17 protein-coding genes and 2 pseudogenes are annotated in these 16,627 nt (G+C 53.7%); 15 read left to right on the top strand and 4 right to left on the bottom strand.

Annotated features, from left to right (window positions below; translation table 11 throughout):
• Positions 1 to 28: 28 nt before the first annotated feature.
• Positions 29 to 865 carry an HTH-type transcriptional regulator BhcR gene (gene bhcR / locus ACR3FB_RS19515; protein ID WP_170767500.1) on the top strand — a complete coding sequence of 279 codons (837 nt, stop codon included), beginning with the start codon at positions 29 to 31 and terminating at the stop codon, positions 863 to 865.
• 7 nt (positions 866 to 872) lie between these two features.
• On the opposite strand, the gene ACR3FB_RS19510 is transcribed toward bhcR, so the two are convergent.
• Positions 873 to 1,715, bottom strand: coding sequence for a bifunctional allantoicase/(S)-ureidoglycine aminohydrolase (locus ACR3FB_RS19510; RefSeq protein ID WP_480566547.1), 843 nt, complete (start codon positions 1,713 to 1,715; stop codon positions 873 to 875).
• Positions 1,716 to 1,873: 158 nt separating this feature from the next.
• Between ACR3FB_RS19510 and ACR3FB_RS19505 the strand changes: the two genes are divergently transcribed.
• The 4 genes from ACR3FB_RS19505 to ACR3FB_RS19490 all read left to right on the top strand — a co-directional run bounded on the left by ACR3FB_RS19505 (position 1,874) and on the right by ACR3FB_RS19490 (position 3,747).
• On the top strand, positions 1,874 to 2,314 hold the full coding sequence (locus tag ACR3FB_RS19505; protein ID WP_480566545.1) for a hypothetical protein: 441 nt from the start codon (positions 1,874 to 1,876) through the stop codon (positions 2,312 to 2,314).
• 9 nt (positions 2,315 to 2,323) lie between these two features.
• On the top strand, positions 2,324 to 2,854 hold the full coding sequence (locus ACR3FB_RS19500; RefSeq protein ID WP_480566543.1) for a sulfatase-like hydrolase/transferase: 531 nt from the start codon (positions 2,324 to 2,326) through the stop codon (positions 2,852 to 2,854).
• Positions 2,855 to 2,875: 21 nt separating this feature from the next.
• Positions 2,876 to 3,172 carry a hypothetical protein gene (locus ACR3FB_RS19495; RefSeq protein ID WP_480566541.1) on the top strand — a complete coding sequence of 99 codons (297 nt, stop codon included), beginning with the start codon at positions 2,876 to 2,878 and terminating at the stop codon, positions 3,170 to 3,172.
• Positions 3,173 to 3,267: 95 nt separating this feature from the next.
• Entirely contained in the window at positions 3,268 to 3,747 is a 480-nt protein-coding gene (locus ACR3FB_RS19490; protein ID WP_480566539.1) for a hypothetical protein, read from the top strand.
• Between the two features lie 1,022 nt (positions 3,748 to 4,769).
• On the opposite strand, the gene ACR3FB_RS19485 is transcribed toward ACR3FB_RS19490, so the two are convergent.
• Positions 4,770 to 5,474, bottom strand: a complete 705-nt coding sequence (locus tag ACR3FB_RS19485; RefSeq protein ID WP_480566537.1) for a glycine betaine ABC transporter substrate-binding protein — start codon at positions 5,472 to 5,474, stop codon at positions 4,770 to 4,772.
• A 66-nt stretch (positions 5,475 to 5,540) separates the two neighbouring features.
• Complete coding sequence (locus tag ACR3FB_RS19480) at positions 5,541 to 6,221, bottom strand: IS6 family transposase (RefSeq protein ID WP_480566536.1); 681 nt, start codon at positions 6,219 to 6,221, stop codon at positions 5,541 to 5,543.
• Positions 6,222 to 6,307: 86 nt separating this feature from the next.
• Between ACR3FB_RS19480 and ACR3FB_RS19475 the strand changes: the two are divergent.
• The 3 genes and pseudogenes from ACR3FB_RS19475 to ACR3FB_RS19465 all read left to right on the top strand — a co-directional run.
• Positions 6,308 to 6,712, top strand: a pseudogene (locus ACR3FB_RS19475) (tyrosine-type recombinase/integrase); the annotation flags it as partial.
• A gap of 228 nt (positions 6,713 to 6,940) precedes the next feature.
• Entirely contained in the window at positions 6,941 to 7,588 is a 648-nt protein-coding gene (locus ACR3FB_RS19470; RefSeq protein WP_480566534.1) for a GNAT family N-acetyltransferase, read from the top strand.
• 324 nt (positions 7,589 to 7,912) lie between these two features.
• Positions 7,913 to 8,308: a nuclear transport factor 2 family protein gene (locus ACR3FB_RS19465; RefSeq protein ID WP_480566532.1), complete on the top strand. Its 396-nt coding sequence runs from the start codon at positions 7,913 to 7,915 to the stop codon at positions 8,306 to 8,308.
• A gap of 88 nt (positions 8,309 to 8,396) precedes the next feature.
• Here ACR3FB_RS19465 and ACR3FB_RS19460 read toward each other — a convergent pair whose 3' ends face one another.
• On the bottom strand, positions 8,397 to 9,314 hold the full coding sequence (locus tag ACR3FB_RS19460; protein ID WP_480566742.1) for a LysR family transcriptional regulator: 918 nt from the start codon (positions 9,312 to 9,314) through the stop codon (positions 8,397 to 8,399).
• A 51-nt stretch (positions 9,315 to 9,365) separates the two neighbouring features.
• Here ACR3FB_RS19460 and ACR3FB_RS19455 point away from each other — a divergent pair, with 51 nt between their 5' ends.
• The 7 genes and pseudogenes from ACR3FB_RS19455 (at position 9,366) to ACR3FB_RS19425 (ending at position 16,620) form a co-directional block, all read left to right on the top strand.
• A complete protein-coding gene (locus ACR3FB_RS19455) occupies positions 9,366 to 10,280 on the top strand; it encodes an NAD(P)-dependent oxidoreductase (protein ID WP_480566528.1) in 915 nt (304 codons plus the stop codon).
• Positions 10,281 to 10,782: 502 nt separating this feature from the next.
• Positions 10,783 to 11,679, top strand: a complete 897-nt coding sequence (locus tag ACR3FB_RS19450) for a helix-turn-helix domain-containing protein (protein ID WP_480566526.1) — start codon at positions 10,783 to 10,785, stop codon at positions 11,677 to 11,679.
• A 331-nt stretch (positions 11,680 to 12,010) separates the two neighbouring features.
• Complete coding sequence (locus tag ACR3FB_RS19445; RefSeq protein ID WP_480566524.1) at positions 12,011 to 13,435, top strand: pyridoxal phosphate-dependent decarboxylase family protein; 1,425 nt, start codon at positions 12,011 to 12,013, stop codon at positions 13,433 to 13,435.
• Between the two features lie 141 nt (positions 13,436 to 13,576).
• Positions 13,577 to 13,894: an adenylate/guanylate cyclase domain-containing protein gene (locus ACR3FB_RS19440; RefSeq protein ID WP_480566522.1), complete on the top strand. Its 318-nt coding sequence runs from the start codon at positions 13,577 to 13,579 to the stop codon at positions 13,892 to 13,894.
• A gap of 147 nt (positions 13,895 to 14,041) precedes the next feature.
• Positions 14,042 to 14,191, top strand: a pseudogene (locus ACR3FB_RS19435) (ArsR/SmtB family transcription factor); the annotation flags it as partial.
• 132 nt (positions 14,192 to 14,323) lie between these two features.
• A complete protein-coding gene (locus tag ACR3FB_RS19430; RefSeq protein WP_480566520.1) occupies positions 14,324 to 16,075 on the top strand; it encodes an adenylate/guanylate cyclase domain-containing protein in 1,752 nt (583 codons plus the stop codon).
• A gap of 143 nt (positions 16,076 to 16,218) precedes the next feature.
• Positions 16,219 to 16,620, top strand: coding sequence for a nuclear transport factor 2 family protein (locus tag ACR3FB_RS19425; protein WP_480566518.1), 402 nt, complete (start codon positions 16,219 to 16,221; stop codon positions 16,618 to 16,620).
• Positions 16,621 to 16,627: the final 7 nt, after the last annotated feature.

Raw genomic sequence — 16,627 nt, 5'->3', positions numbered from 1 at the left:
GGTTTTCGAAAAAAATCCGAAGGTTCTTATGGCTTCCCAAAACAATGGCGCTGGTTCCCCTCGAAAAGCCCGGGGAAGACCCCGGGGATGGGATGATAAAACAGCTCAGAACACGATCAAATCCCTCGACCGTGCGATGGAGGTTTTCGAGTATCTGAGCGAGGCGCAAGGCAAGTCATTGACGATGCTTTCCGATGAAATGCAGCAATCCCCGGCCACGGTCTACCGCATCCTTGTCACGCTTGAGGGCAGGGGCTTAGTAGAGTTCGATCCCGTCGAACAGATCTGGCATATCGGCCCCCGCGCCTTTGTTATAGGGTCGCGATTTCTACGGCGTACCAGCCTTGTGGATCGGGCAAGGCCGGTGATGCGCAAGCTGATGGAAGCCACGGGTGAGACCGCCAATCTGGGCATTCAGAAAGAAGGTTCGGTTCTGTTTCTAAGCCAGGTGGAAACGCATGCCAGCATCCGGGCTTTTTTCCCGCCCGGAACACTGTCGCCTATGCACGCATCTGGGATCGGGAAGATTCTGCTGGCGCATATGGATGAGGACCGGTTGGAAAGGTTGCTGGCCTCGGTCCAGTTGCAGGCGTTCACGGGCCGGTCGATCACGACTGTAGAAAGTCTGAAACAGGACCTAATTTCTATCCGCGCGCGAGGTTTTTCGATCGACAATGAAGAAAAGAACGAGGGCATGCGCTGTATCGCTGCGCCGGTGTTCGACGTGAACGGCGAAGCGGTTGCGGGGATTTCCGTCTCTGGACCCACCAGCCGGGTGCGCGAGGACGGGGTCGAAAAGCTCAGCCGCCCCGTGATCGAGGCGGGCCAAGCCTTGACTCAGGCCATCGGAGGAACAGTGAACTGAGAGGCCTCTATCGCCGGTTGGCCGCGTATCCAAGGCGCAGCGGCATGTGTCGGTTCACATCCTTATAAAGCAGGTACCGGAACTTTCCCGGACCGCCTGCGTAACAGGCCTGTGGGCAGAACGCGCGCAGCCACATATAGTCACCGGCCTCGACCTCGACCCAGTCATTGTTCAACCGGTAAACCGCCTTTCCCTCAAGCACATAGAGGCCGTGTTCCATCACATGGGTTTCGAGGAAAGGGATGACCGCACCGGGTTCGAACGTCACCACCGTCACATGCATGTCGTGGCGCAGGTCACTCGGATCGACAAACCGCGTTGTCGCCCATTTGCCATCGGTGCCAGGCATTGGGGTCGGCGCGATATCGTTTTCATTAAGCACGAGGATATCCGGAATACCCAGCCCCTCAACGGCCTCATAGGCTTTGCGAATCCAATGGAACCGCAAGGTGTCATCGGAGTGGTTGCGCAGGGTCCAATCGCATCCGGGCGGTAGATAGGCATAGCCGCCAGGCGTCAGCTCATAGTGCGTACCTTCAGCGATCAGCGTTGCGGTGCCTTCGACTACGAACAAAACACCTTGGGCCTCGGGGTTGGTCTCGGGCCGATCCGAGCCACCGCCCGGCTGCACCTCCATGATGTATTGCGAGAAAGTCTCGGCAAATCCTGTCAGCGGGCGTGAGATCACCCATAGGCGCGTATCGTCCCAGAATGGCAGAAAGCTCGTCACGATATCTCGCATAGTGCCCTTGGGGATCACGGCATACGCATCCGTAAACACGGCGCGGTCCGTCAGCAGCTGGTCTTGTCCGGGGTGGCCGCCATGGGGTGCATAGTATTGCGTGTTCATGTGTGCTCCTGAAAAAAAGCCGTGCCCGTTTACATATGCTCCGGTTCCGAGGATCGAACCAGCCGTAAGGAGGCGACAGCTCTCTCTGCGAAAATTTGACAATCATGGAAATTGTTTGGGGATTTTGAGGATTCACCTTGTACCGGACGATTTTCTGATTGGCCTCTCAAGATCGCAATGCGATGGGCGATACCGCCGTCAATATTTCGGGTTTTGGCCTTGCCGATGAAGAAGTCACAATTGCCGAAGTTCTGAAATCCGTAGGCTACAACACCCCGCATGTTGGCAAATGGCACATGGGCGACATTCAGGAATCCTGGCCTACTTGTCAGGGCTTTGACTACGCCGCGTTCCCCATCCATCAGCAGGGCCAGTTGGCCATCTTCAACGAAGATGCAGCCAAGGAAGAAATCACCATGGCCATTGGGGAAGACAACTACAACTCCAAATACACGCTGGATGATTGGTTTCGCCCTGATCCGGGACACATGATTACCGGCCTTGAAGCTGTTATTGGCGGGGAGGTCCGCGAAGTCCATATGGAACCGGGTGAGAAATGGACCCAGGACAAATACAATGAAATGAACCTCCGCTATTAGGCACTGGCGATGGAACAGTTGCGCCTGCTAGCAGAACGGGATGAACCGTTCTTCCTGCAATACTGGCCGCTTGTCCCTCTGTCGACAACGCGCACGACGAGAGAGGCGTTCACGACACCCAACGGCGGTACATTCGTTGAAAGCATGGAAGAGCTGGATGAATGGATCGGGGTCATTCTGAACGAAGTCGATGCGCTGGGGCTTAGGGACAATACCCTGATCGTTTTGATGGGCGACAACGGTCACTTCACCAAATATGCCCCCGGCAGTGGGTTTTCGCCGCTGGTCTTCCGCGGCGGCAAGGCCGATACGTCTGAAGGAGGCGTTCGGGTGGACGCGTTCGCCCGCCTGCCCGGCTTGATCGAGGGAGACTCGATTGTATCTGACATTATTCATATCTCTGATTTGTTCACGTCAATCGCGCGTATCGGCGGAGCGATGGATGCCATCCCCCGCGACCGGATCATTGACGGTGTCGATCAGACGTCCCTAATGTTTATTGGCGATACGCATGGGCGCAGGGCTCATGTACTGATCTAATCGATCAATTCGCTGAAAGAGGTGGTAAAGGAACACATCAAACTCAAAGTTCCGGCCAAAGGTGAAAATGCTATCGTGGCCAAGTTCTACAACCTGTTCCGCGACCCCCGCGAAGAACAGAGCGTATCGACCGAGATCGGAGCATGGGCTGGACATGAGTTTAACCGCATTATTGCCCGCCACCTGAAATTCAAGGAAATGTACCCCGATCAACCGGCCGCGACTGGACGTCCCTATGAAGGTATCGTGAACCTTCGTCCTGAAACCGTCGCAGCGGTGGATGCCTTTGTCGCCAAGCGGGACATTCAGCCCGACTAAAAGGTGAAGCTGATAAGAGTAATGCAAGCCCCGCATCAGATAATGATATGCTTGATGTGGGGCTTGGCATCCACAACAAAAATTCTGGAAACAATATGAAAATCCGAGCGCTTGTCCTTGCATTGGCGACTGGCATCGTTGCGGCCCCAGCAATCGCCGATGAAAACGCTTCAAACCCTTTGGCCGCAGTCGATAACACGGACATCCGGTATCAGTATTTTGATTTGGGCAACGGTGCTGACAAGCAGGACGCCTTTATAGATGGCGCATACATGCTGCGGCCTGATCTGAAACTGAAATATGAGTTGCACTACAACTCAACGGATGTGACTGGAACTCGGTTCACTGACTTTGAGAAATTGAGCCTCAAAGCGATCTATTTCCCTTCTCAGAGACCGCTCATCGACACATGGGCCATCAAGTCGGCCATTGGTCTGGAGTGGATACTGGACCTTGGCGACCCGGAAAAAGGGATCAGAACCGGGTCCGATCAAATTGCGCCTTTTGGCGGGTTCACCTTTGCAAACACAAAATCAGGGCTGATGCTGATCCCCTTGCTCCAGCATTTTGCGTAATACAATGGCCCGACGGACATAACTCAAACCGCGATGCGTTTGATTGCGCTACAACCGTTTGGCGATGGGTACTGGGCCAAGGCTGATGTCAAAGCACCATATGACTGGGAAAACGATGCTTGGCCAGCGACCGCTGAGCTCCAGATTGGCAAGCATCTCAGTCCGGGAAAGCGATTTATGCAGACTTTCTGATCGGAATAGGTTCTGACCGCACTTACGACAAGGGTGCCGGCTTAGGTTTGCGTTTCAACTACTAATTCACCCACACCCAACCTCGGCGAAGATCATCTATGTCACATTCCAGAACTCTGTTCAGCAATTTGTTTTCTGCGTCTATCTTGACCCGTCTTGGAGCTGCCTTGAGTCAATCCCTGCCCGCTCCGGGTCGGGATGAAACAAATTGGTGTCTCGCCGCATCATTCTATCTGGCCGCTCCGCTCTGAACTCGGGGAAGCTCAACGGTCGCAGGGCAACCCGCTGAGTTGGATTTGAACCTTGAAGCTGAATCCGTCGTTCGCGCTTCTACTTCCCAGCCAGCGATTCTTAGGCCCAGAGTTCTGAGAAAATAGACTTCTATTACTACCTGCACCCAAGACTTTGCAAAGTCCGCTTTCTGCGCATTGCCGCAATTGGGGCATCGCGCAGCATCGGTCAAAGTGGGCTCGATGCAGACGTTCGCTGCGCAGTGCATCAGTGACCGCTATGCGGACCCAAACCCGCCATTGCCGCTCGTGATCTGAATGGCCGCTTTGAAATGCTTCGCGACCAAAGCGAAAAATGGCAAGATTGGGAGGACGAAGCCGCTATCGTGTCAGTGGTTGAAACCGGGGAATTGCAAAACCAAGTGGTCTATGAACCCAGCTTTTTTACCGGCCTAAAAAGTAGGCGCGACTGTGCGGTCGCGCCTGCAAAGATTGGAGGGGCTAGTTGATCCAGCTGTTCACAACATCCATGTTGTCGGCGACCCAGGCTTCCGCAACGTCACGCGGATCTTCTTTGTCGCGGCCAATCTGCAGAATCCATTAGTTCACGACTGCCGGATCCAGCGCCATCTGGCTCAGCATTTTTGCAACCGGCGGATTGCGCTGCTCCAACGACTTGGAATAGGCGACGTAAATAGTTGCGTTCGAGGCTGCACAGTTGAAATGCGAGACTTCGAGCCAGTCTTCAGCATCCAAGTCCATGTCTTCGCACCCGTCCACACGTTCCAGTTCCTGGATCGGCGTTAGGTCATAGGCGGCGTGGACCCACTCAGGCGTCCAGTAGTAGAAGAGGATCGGCTCTTCTTTTTGGATGGCAGCCTTGAGTTGCCCTTTGAAGGTCGGGTCTTCCAAAATTTCAGGCTCCCAAAGCTCATCAAGACCATAGGATTTGAATTTGACCTGCCACATTTTCGTGGACTTCCAGCCTTCGGCACCGGCCCAGTATTCGCCTTTGCCGTTGCCATCCTTGTCGAACATCGCTGCAACCTCAGGCTTAGCGAGATCCAGAATTGTACGCACGCCCTTTTCAGCCATGTAAGTCGGCACATAGATCATCTGCGTGCCCTCATAGGGAATGTTGACGCCGACGCTGTTCGCACCATCGACATATTTGTCCCAGATACCGGAGCGGTTGGGCATCCACAAATCGGTATAGACATCTGCAGTGCCGTCACCCTTGTCCATGCCTGCGGCAATGGCGCCACCGTCAGACAGGCCCTCGACGATTTCGGCTTCGCCTTCCATCGGACCTTCAATCGGTTCCGTTGCAAAGTTTGCGGTTGTTCGGAATCATGCTTTTATACCGATGGGTTAGGCGGCCAGTTCTGCGAACTGTAGAAATGGACAGAGTCCGGGCGTGAATTGACCTTTGCGGATCATGTGCGCGACTTCGATACCAGAAAGAGTTGCAGATGCAGATTCAAAGGACTTGAAGCCAAGCATTGGGCGGGTTCGTCTTTTGATGAACCTGTGATCTTGTTCCACGATGTTATTTGGGTTTTTCTGCCTCACCATCTCGATCGGGAGTGGGCAACCAAAACCTTTGAGCATCTTGTTTATGGCCTTGATACCAGCTGTGTTGGCTCCGCTTTTGTCGATGACGATTTTTCGCGGTAGACCATTGATCTCCAACATCCGAGCGAAGAATTTTGTTGCGGCCGGTTTGTTTCGATGTCGTGAAAGCATGAAATCGAGAGTTTTGCCGTGTTTGTCGACGGCTCGGTAGAGGTAAACCCATGATCCCTTTACCTTAATATAAGTCTCGTCCATTCGCCAGGAGCGGTCGCATGGGCCTTTGCGGCGGCGTGCTGTGTCAGAGATTGCACCAGAATACCGTGTTACCCATCGGTTTAGCGTAGTGTGGTCCACTGAAACACCGCGCTCGGCCATGATTTCTTCCAGATCCCGGTATGACACACCGTATCGGACATAGAAGAACACCGCGAACAGGATCACATCCTTCGGATATTGCGCGCCTTTGAAGGAAATCATGAACCGACTTTCGACTGATTTTACCGAAAGTCATTCACCCGCAGCATCTGACCTCGTCAACAGCCAAAAGTTTGCAACAGATCCCTGGCCAGATCAAAGAACGTGCATCGGTCCTGCAAAGCAAAACTCAGAAACCGGTGCGCTTTGAGATTTCCGAGGGCACGCGAGCTTCGGTCGAGAAGTGGATGGAAGATGAGCTTATGGTCGGCTCAGAGTACCTTTGGCCTGGCCGGTTTCACGAACGTCTCCACATCTCGACGCGACAGTATGCGCGGATCGTCCGCGATTGGGTGACATCAATCGGTCTAGAGGCGAGTGCATATGGCACGCATTCGATGAGACGGACAAAGGTAACCCAGATCTACAAGAAGACAGGCAACCTGCGTGCTGTTCAGCTTCTGCTCGGTCACACGAAGATGGACAGCACGGTGCGATACCTTGGCGTTGAACTTGAAGATGCACTGGCTATTGCTGAGGCCATCGAAATCTGACGCAATCGGGCCGCCTTCACGGGCGGCCCTAACCGGCCATTCACCGTACCGTGCCTTTGCTAAGGCGCGGCCCGCCATTCCAGACTTTCGCTGCGCCCGCGATATCGTGCGACATGCGAACTCACACAGCGCGGAAAAAATCAGACGATCGTTACGAAACTGAAACTGTTCGACACCACCGACTATGTTTCAGTAAAGTGACGCCACTTGTTTTGGGGGACGTACCAAGTGGCCAGTTCAGAAATCGTGATACGACAAATGTTGGAAGCAGATAATGGTGAAATGTCAAAAATGCTTGGCGACGTTTTCAGCAGGCGAGATCCGCCCGCCGTTTCGACCAAATTTTCGCCCGAAAAGCTCGAAAAGCTAGCCGCACTATTTGGATCAAAATCTGCAAAAGAAGGTTTGTCATCTGTCGCTTTTGACGAAGCTACTGGTGAAATTGTGGGTGCTATTTTAGCACATGATTTCGGTCAGCCGCCGCCCGATGAGATTAATGCGATGGATTTAGGTTCCGAGCCGGTCATCAGGTTGATTGACGAGCTTGAAAGCGTTTTTTTGAATACCCACAACCTTCAGGCAGAAAAGTATCTTCATATCTTTATGATCGCCGTGCGTGACGATTTCTCGAAAAGGGGAATTGCTCAAATCTTGCTGGGCTCTTGTGTAAGTCAAGCTAAGAAATCCGGCTATCAAATTGCTTTTGCGGAAGCGACAAACCGTTTCTCACAACGCATTTTTCTAAAAGCGGGCTTCGGCGGCGTTCATTCAATTGACTACGAAGACTTCGAACTGGACGGACAACGGCCTTTTTTGGATATCAAGGACGAGGGTGCTTGTATGCTAATGGAACTCGATATTTTAGCCAATTTTTGAATTTCCGAAAGGCATAGAGCGAAGCTTTCTGCTTTGGGCTTCAAGCAGTCCTCGGAGCAGATGCAGTATAAGCCTACGCCCCACTTGCCACTACCTCGCCACCGGCCCACAGCCGAAATTAGATATCTCTCAGAGTCCACCCATCGGCTTTCCGAGAACTGCCGTTCGTTCAAAGCGCAGCAATTTCAATGAGCGGATGGCCGTGAGACGAACAAACCTGCCATCGTTGAGAAGCGCTGTTGAGCAAACTTGATTGCATTCAGAGACCCGACTAACGTTTCTACAACCATGTATTTTCGCGATTTTTAGGACAAGTAGCTATAGATGACACCTGATGCACAAACCGCCCGTCGCATAGCCCAAGATCATTGCGCTGCTTGGACAAACCGGGCGCCTGGCGATGTCGCCGGAAGATATGCTGAGCATACAATCATGATAATGAACGGTGGCGACCCAATGGAGAGCCGGACGGAGATTGGCGACATGGCGGCGGGATTTATGGCTGACTTCCCTGACCTCGTTCTTAACCTCGACACGGTTCTCGTCGCCGATCACCACATGGTCAATGCGTGGACTTTCGAAGGCCATCATAAAGAGACTGGTAACCATGTTCGTTTCTCGGGCTGGGAAGAATGGGACTCAGACGACAACCTGAACGTCACCAAATCGCTTGGGTGGTTTGATGGTGTGGATTATGAACGCCAAGTTGCGGGAACATGACCATATCCGGCGCCAATTCGCGCACTGTACGCACAGTCATATACGGCAAGTCAGACCCAATTTAACGCTAGTCGGTGTTCTTTACTGCCTACAGCAAGTGAGAGGGCGTCCATCGGAAAAGGCTTTTCTCATATTCGGTAATTGATTTCGAGAGCCACTGCATGAACAGATTTGCCGCTGGTCGAACAGGGCCCGATAAAGTGACAAGGTAGTAGCCGATCTGAGGTATTGGATCGTCGAACAGCGCCACGAGTTTCCCCGACCTCAGTTCGTCAGAAACAAAAGCCGGTACCGTCGCCCCGATACCATCACCGCGACGGATGCCATCCAGCAGCATATTGCCCGGTACGCGGACAACTCTCCGGTCGGCGTCGGTCGGAACTCCGACCTTTTCTAGCCACAGGTCAAACTCGACTGACGCTTGTTCCTGAAGAAGCGTAAAATCAAGCAATTCTGTAGGATTCGTGAGCACCCGGTTTCCAACTAGCTCGCGGGACGCGACGACCGTCAGACAGCCTGGCAGCAGCATCTGCGAAACAAGCCCTTGCCAGTGCCCCGTTCCGTATCGGATGGCCATATCGATTCCGCCCGGCTTGAGCTCGACAGCCTGGATCGTTGAATCGATCCTCAATTCGATATTGGGGAATTCGTCAATAAACGTCGACAGACGCGGCATGAGGAATGCGCTCGAAAACATCGGCGTCGCGCTTACCACCAGCGGCCGAACCGCCTCTGCACTCGATACGCTTTCGGTCAACGATGCAATTGAAGCCAATGCCTCAAGCAGGCCAGCCGACAAGAACTCGCCTTGCGAAGTCAGAGAAATGCCGTGTCGTTTACGAGTGATAAGCCGCGTGCCGAGATGTTGTTCGAGCCCACGGATTTGCTGGCTAACTGCGGAGTGGGTCACGTTCAGTGCCTCTGCCGCCCGGGTCAAATTTCGAAACTCGGCAGCGGCGGCGAAGGCTCTGAGAGATGTCAAAGAGGGAAGTGTGCGCCAATCCATAAGTAAGATCATCTAACAATATAGAAGAATTTACAACTATGTGATCCGCCGATGCCGATGCATGCTAGTGCGGGAATTCGTAGGCGGGCACTGGAGACTCACGTCATGAGACTTGCTGTATTGGGACTGGGCAATATGGGCTCAGCGCTGGCGCATTGCTTGCTCAGGGCAGGCCACGAAGTCAGCGTTTGGAACCGCACATCGGAAAAGGCAGAGGTTTTTGCTGAGGCTGGAGCCACGATCTGCTCTTCACAGAATGATGCTATTGCGGCGTCTGATTTTGTCGTCATCTGTATCAAGAGCCACAAGGAAACTGTTGAACTGGTCAACGGGCTGAGCGTCTCGCTAAAGGGTAAGACCATCTGTGACATGAGCACGGGCGATACCTCGGATGCCGATAGACTGGTCGCCATTCTTGAGGGACAGGGGGCTGGCTACATGCTGGGCATGATCAATGCCTACCCTTCCGGCATTGGTGGTGACGAAACCACAATCCTTACGGTGGGCAGTGCCGGAACCTGGGACCGCTATGGCGGTATCATCAGAGAATTGGGTGGAAAGTCCGCCCATGTTGGAGAGAAACCAACGGCACTTGCCGCACTCTTTGCCGGCCTCTTCACGGTTCGACAGGGGTTCATGTTCGGAATGATCTACGGTGCGCTTGTCTGCCAAAAAGCGGGCATCCCGATGCAGGTTTATGCCGACCAACTCCCTGCCACGATCAAATTGGTCAATGACTACCACGATCTCTTTGCCAGAACTGTTCCGTTTGAGGATTACGACAGTGCGGAAGCCTCCCTGAAGGTTTACGCGATGGCGCAAGAGGATGCGTTGAAGACCTATCTCTCACTAAATGCGCCCGCTGATTTCATCCAGTTGATGCATGACCGCACCAAAACGGCTTGGGACGATGGCTACGGTGACAGACAGCTGACCTCACTGGTCCAGCATATGACGGATGCCTGATGCAAAAAGACTCGGCCCTTTCCGGCCCTTGATTCCTTCATCGCGATGCCGCGTTTCGGCCCGTCATTCCAGACGTTCGCCGCCGGCGCAAAGCCAGGGACTCGCCGAACTCATAGATTGCGCAATTGAGTTTGAGTTCGCTGCTGGTTCAGTACCGATTTGAACGGTTGAATGAAAACCATCGGAGGGGCCTGTCTGCAGGACCAGGTTCACAGCTGCGACGATCGGGATGGTCTTCGGCGAAACGCGGTTCTGGTTTGCGAATATCTTTTCTTGGCCAGAACCAGGGAAACAGAAATTCTGTCGTATCTGGAAGCGAGGAGATACGTCGAGACATTGGCAGGGTTCCATTTTTAAAGATATGGATCGACCCTGCTCACCTCATCACTAACCAACCACTGACATGATCCGGACTACCCGTAAGTCATCCGTAAGTCCCTTGGCACAATAGACTTCAACAGGCATGCTATATCACGAAGTCCTCTAACATTTGTGGGTCTGTATGCCAGTTCAACCTTCTCTGTTTGCTGAAAAGCTGCGACGCTGGCGTTTCGACAACGGCACCCACGGTCGCATCACACAAGAGGCATTGGCAGCGTTGTTAGATATAAGTGTAGATGCAATCGGCAAATATGAACGCTCGCTGTCGTTCATTCGAGGCGACTTGGAGAACAGATTGTCGGAAAGGCCGGGGTGGAGCATTGACGAGATACTAGCTTGTCGGCTGGATTGGGAAGCACGACAGGGTAATTTTGTTGATACAAAGTACCAATTGCTGGACGATGCGCTGGTGGACCGGCATTTTAACGGGTCTTACCGGCAGGCGATCTGCCACATGATCTCAACCGCGGACACGGAATTGGGTCGATTACCCGATGAGTTGGCCGCTGATAAGAGAGTTTTCCTGCCGATCTATCAAACCTACGGCGATCATTGGCAAATGGTTATCAGGGATGGTCGGATGGTCGCAAAATGGGCTCTGTTATTGCTTTTCCCTGAAGATGAAGCCGAATTTCGCGCGTGTAGGCTGCGTGAATCAAATCTATCCGTCGAGCGCGTACGACAACCTATCCTGCCGGGTACTTACTTCGGTTATTGCCCAGCCTTGATCGTTAGCCGTGGTCACGAAAGTGCAGTGCCTTTGTTGTTGTCGTCCTTTGTAACATACCTAGAGCAATTGGCTCGTCGCGATGTTGTTCTGCATGGACTGGGCTCAATTAGCTGTTCGCCAGGCGGGGCTCAGGTGTGTCAGGACCTAGGAATGACCCGTCTTGGCGACCACCGACTTGGACCGGATTATGGAGTATGGGAATTACCTGGTTCGGCGGTGTCTGCTTCGCTTTTCGGCCGGCGCAGTCCAATGCTGCGCCAAGCCTACACCCAAGCTTTTCCTAGTTAAATGCGGATCAGAGCCTCAAATACATCGTCAAACATGGCAACGCTTCCTCGGTGGTTCCCGAGTTTGCGAAATCGTCGAACGGCCCATTGCTGACATCCGCCACGGGGTCACGCGCCGCGGCGCAGCTTCACTAGGCCGGCCATTCGCCGCGTAAACAAAATCAGCAGACGGATGAAGGATCGACACGCGGACAAAACTGCCTATCAGGGCGACTATCGGAATGTCCGATCAGCCCTCTGACAGGCATGTGCATCGACGGATGGAAAAGCTAGACCACGATCCCGGTGCAAGCTAGCGTATCCTGAACAAAAACCTGATCGGGAATGCCCATATGTCGAACGATGAGCGACTGCCTCTGACTGAGGACGACCGCGAAGCGATGTTGACCGCGGCGCATGAGGCGGTGGAATACCGGGCCGTCCTTGGCACATCTGCGGTCAAGCCAACCCTGCGGCCTTCAGACTTGGCGTTGCAATTTGACGGAACACTTCCCACCCGAGGGGACACTGCTTCATCCGTGATCGACGACTTAATTGCCTTTGTTGGTAAGGGAATCCACGGCCACGCGTCTCCTCGGTTTTTTGGGTATGTTTGTGGTGGGTCAATGCCAGTCGGTGCTGCCGCTGATTTCCTTGTGACGTCATGGGGGCAGAATTCGGCGTCTTCATGGGAAAGCCCGTCTGTTGCACTGATCGAACAAACTGTTTGCCAGTGGTGCCTTGAGCTTTTGGCATTGCCCATAGACAGCGGTGTCGGGATCGTGACGGGTGCGACTGTTGCAAACACCCAAGGTATCATCGCGGCGCGTGACTCACTGTTGGCTCGACAAGGGTGGGACTTCAATGAGAAAGGGCTGTTTGGTGCGCCTAAAATTCCGGTTTTGATTGGCGATGCTGCGCATTCTGCCCCGATGGCAGGGATCCGCTATGCAGGTCTGGGGCTTGGTAACGCAATACATCTTAAAACGGACGATCAAGGCCGCATTCTCGTTAGTGCGCTTCGGGAGGCTCTCGCTGACTGCAAGCAACCTCCGCTGGTTATTCTTCAGGCGGGTCAAATCAACACGGGCGGATTTGATCCCTTTGCCGAAGTAATTCCGTTGGTCCACGCCGCAGGGGGCTGGGTGCATGTGGACGGGGCTTTCGGTCTTTGGGCTCATGCCGTGCCTGAATTGCGCGAGCGGCTCGCAGGTGTGGATGGCGCTGACAGTTGGGCTGTCGATTTACACAAATGGCTCAACGCGCCTTACGATGCTGGCCTTTGCATTGTGCGTGACCGTGCGGCACTGGTATCCGCAATGAGCGCACGAGGAGCGTATCTTCCAGAACTTGGCGAAACATGGGAGCCCAGCGATTCAACTCTTGAGCTGAGCCGCCGCGCGCGTGGTATACCGAGTTATGCGATCATCAAGCATTTGGGAGCACAGGGCGTGAGAAAGATGATCGCGCGCCATTGTGCCTTGGCGATGTATCTCGCGGAGCGATTGGCCGCTGAGCCGGGCATCACGATCATGAATGACGTTGTTCTGAATCAGGTTGCCATTGCCTGTGAGACTGATGACCTAACAACGAAGGTCCTTGCACGCATTCAAGAGAGGGCTCGGGTTTACCCCAGCCATGGCGTTTGGCGGAACCGGCAGATCATTCGCGTCTCAATAATCAACCATGCAACCACCAACGCTGATATTGACCTTCTCATAGGCGAAATTGTGGACGCACACAGAGCTGAAAGACGATCACTCAGGCCCGCTGTGTAGTCTTCCTACAGCGCGATACCATACCAAATTTTTAAACACTTCTGGTGGTGATCATCTGATACGAAACCTCCGAGAGTAGACCTTGAGCATTGTAGTCAATTTCTGTGTCTGCGGCCGCATTACTGACCTTCGCCGTGTCCTATGGCGCTTGAGATGATTGACCCACTCAAGGATTTCAGCGCGGAAATCGGAGACGAAGTCTCGGTGCGGATTGGCATCCACACTGGCCCCGCGGTTGCAGGCGTCATTGGGACCCGCAAATTCTTCTACGACGTCTGGGGTGAAATAGTGAACCCTGCCTCGCGGCTGGAATCACATGGTCTGCCTGGAAGAATCCAAGTCAGCAAGGAAACACGTACAGCGCTCGGAAAAGCCTATGTTTTTGAAACGCGAGGTTCCGCAGAATTAAAGGGGAAAGGAACAACGGAGGTACACTTCCTAATTGGGAAGGCCATCTGATTAGACGTTCTTGGTTTTATCACTCTCTGAGGCCGCAAAGTCCCATTTGGGCCCGAAACGGATAATCGAAAGTTCAAAATAGGGACCCGGTTGATGCAAGCAGATATAGAAAAAAAGGCGCATGAAGCCTCGGCTTTCTTGTAGGCAATCTCCCATGAGGGACGCTTGCTCATTATCTGCTATCTGACAACTGGCAAGAAATCCGTAAGTGACATTCAGGAAATGTTATCTGTTCGACAGGCAGCAGTTTCACAGCGACTTGCTCGTTTGCGTTTAGAGGGGCTAGTAACCGACAGACTGAATCCGGACACTTACAGCGGATGCTCGACCTCGGTGAATTTAGGCGACTGGAGCGCAGGCAAACCTAGCTGCTTAGTTGCGGATGGCTCTTTTGCGCGACACTAGATATGAATATCCTGGGAGGAAAAAATGGAGCGTCAGCTTGCAGCAATTCTTGTCGCCGACATGGTAGGTTTCACAAGTCGTATGGAGCTTGACGAGCACGGCACGCTTGCTGCGTTGACTGCCCATTTGGATGGGACCGTAGCACCTTTGATCAATTACCACCGTGGTCGGATTGTCAAACGCATGGGGGATGGTCTGTTGGTCAGTTTCCACAGCGCCGCAGATGCGGTGTCTTGCGCCATCGCCTGGCAGCAGGTGCCTTTGGAAGGGCCAGACCCATTACGTTACCGGATCGGGATCAACCTCGGCGACATCATCCTGCAGGACGGCGACGTATTCGGGTCAGGCGTCAATCTGGCGGCGCGGCTGGAGCAACTTGCCCCACCAGGCGGTGTGCTTGTGTCGGATGCAGTCTATCGGGTCGTTGGTAACCGCATTCCCGTGGAGTGGAAGGACGCAGGCACACATTCCATCAAGAACATCATCGAGCCCGTGAGGGCTTGGCGCATTGGAGGCGAGAAAACAGGGCAAGCTGAGCTGAAGCAGGTAGAGGCGCAGCACAAAGCGAGCATTGCCGTTCTCCCCTTACACAGCATGAGCGACGACCCCGAACAAACGTTTTTCAGCGACGGCATCGCGGAAGACATTATCACTGGGTTGTCGCGTTTTCGCACGCTTCAGGTGGTGTCCAGAAATGCCTCTTTCCGGTTTCGGACAGAGGATGCTAATCCTGCTGAAATCGCAGCAAAACTGGGCGCCGACTATCTTGTGGAAGGCAGCGTACGTAAGGTCGGCAGTCGGGTGAGGATTTCGGTTCAACTTGCCGAACCGGCGACTGGGTCGCAACTCTGGTCGGAGCGATATGACCGTGAACTGGAAGACATCCTTTCCGTTCAGGACGAGGTGGCCAGCAAGATCGTAGCGATCCTTCCGGGGCGCGTGCAGCACGACGTTGTGGACCGCTCAGCGCAGAAACCTGCAGACGAGATGAAAGCCTATGAATTGATGCTGAGAAGCAAGGCCCTCCGCGATGGTCTGAATGCACGGGACACAGCCAAGGCAAGGGCGTTGCTTGAGCGGGCCGTGGTGCTTGATCCATCCATCGCCCGGTCCTACATGTACCTGTCAGATACATATGTCATTGATCTTTGGCTCGGATTGGCAGGACCAGATGCGCCTGATCATGTCTTGCATATTGCCCGCAAAGGCGCCGCATTGGACAATCGGGACGTCTACATCCAAGATCAACTGGGCTTTGCTTATCTTTGTGCGGGTCTTTGGGACGAAGCAGACGCGCAGTTTGAAAAGACGCTCTCGCAGATCGAAAACGAAGCGGAATCCATGGCGTGGTGTGGCTATGCGTTTCTTTTATTGGGTCGGCACGCAAAAGCAAGGGAGATCGTTTCGGAGGCGATGCGGCTCGACCCGTTGCATCCACCCGCCTTCGATTGGATCATGGGGCAGATCGAATTCTTCTGTGGAAATTTCGAGGCAGCGCTTGGCCTTTTGATGGGGGAAGCACGGCTCAATTCACTGGCTGCGGCTTTCGTCACTGCATCTTACGCGCACCTTGACCGACAATCAGAAGCGACGGTGGCCTTGCGGGATTTCATTGCAGAACGACATGACGAGTTTGGAAGTCGAGGCATAGAGGTGGCGGAAGATACCATGTCAGCGCTTGTAAACGGCTTTAAACCCATGTGGCGACAAGTGGACGATTTCGAAGCTCTGGCAGAGGGCCTGCACAAAGCGGGTTTGCCGGGCGAACTCACATGATCAAGCGCCCGTGGCGTTTTTGTGAACTATTGAAAAGTTAGGGCGTATCCAACAGACTTCTGTTGTCAGAATACTGCTGGTATCAGAGTACCTTGAAGTTGTATTTGCAGTTGACACCGAATTGAACGCGCCGGAGCCGAATTATGACCCCAAGTCCAGAAACCGCCCGAAAACTTGCAGAGGACCATTGCGCAGCGTGGTCCCAGTGTGCTCCCGATTTGGTTGCGGGGAGATATGCTGAAAAGACAGTGATGATCATGAACGGCGGCGATCCGATGACTAGCCCAGCTGAGATCAGCGAAATGGCGGCTGGTTTCATGGCTGACTTTCCAGACCTGATCCTCAGTCTCGAAACAGTGCTAGTTGCAGACCACCACATGGTTTACGCATGGACATTCGAAGGTCGACACAAAGAAACGGGCAATCACGTACGCTTTTCCGGATGGGAAGAATGGGATTTGGATGGCGATCTGAAGGTGACCAGATCGCTTGGATGGTACGATGCAGCTGACTATGAGCGGCAAGTCGAAGCGGTTGGCAGATAGACGGATG

The sequence above is a fragment of the Ruegeria sp. AO1 genome (genome assembly GCF_056535985.1).
This window is presented reverse-complemented; position numbering and strand designations above follow the sequence as displayed.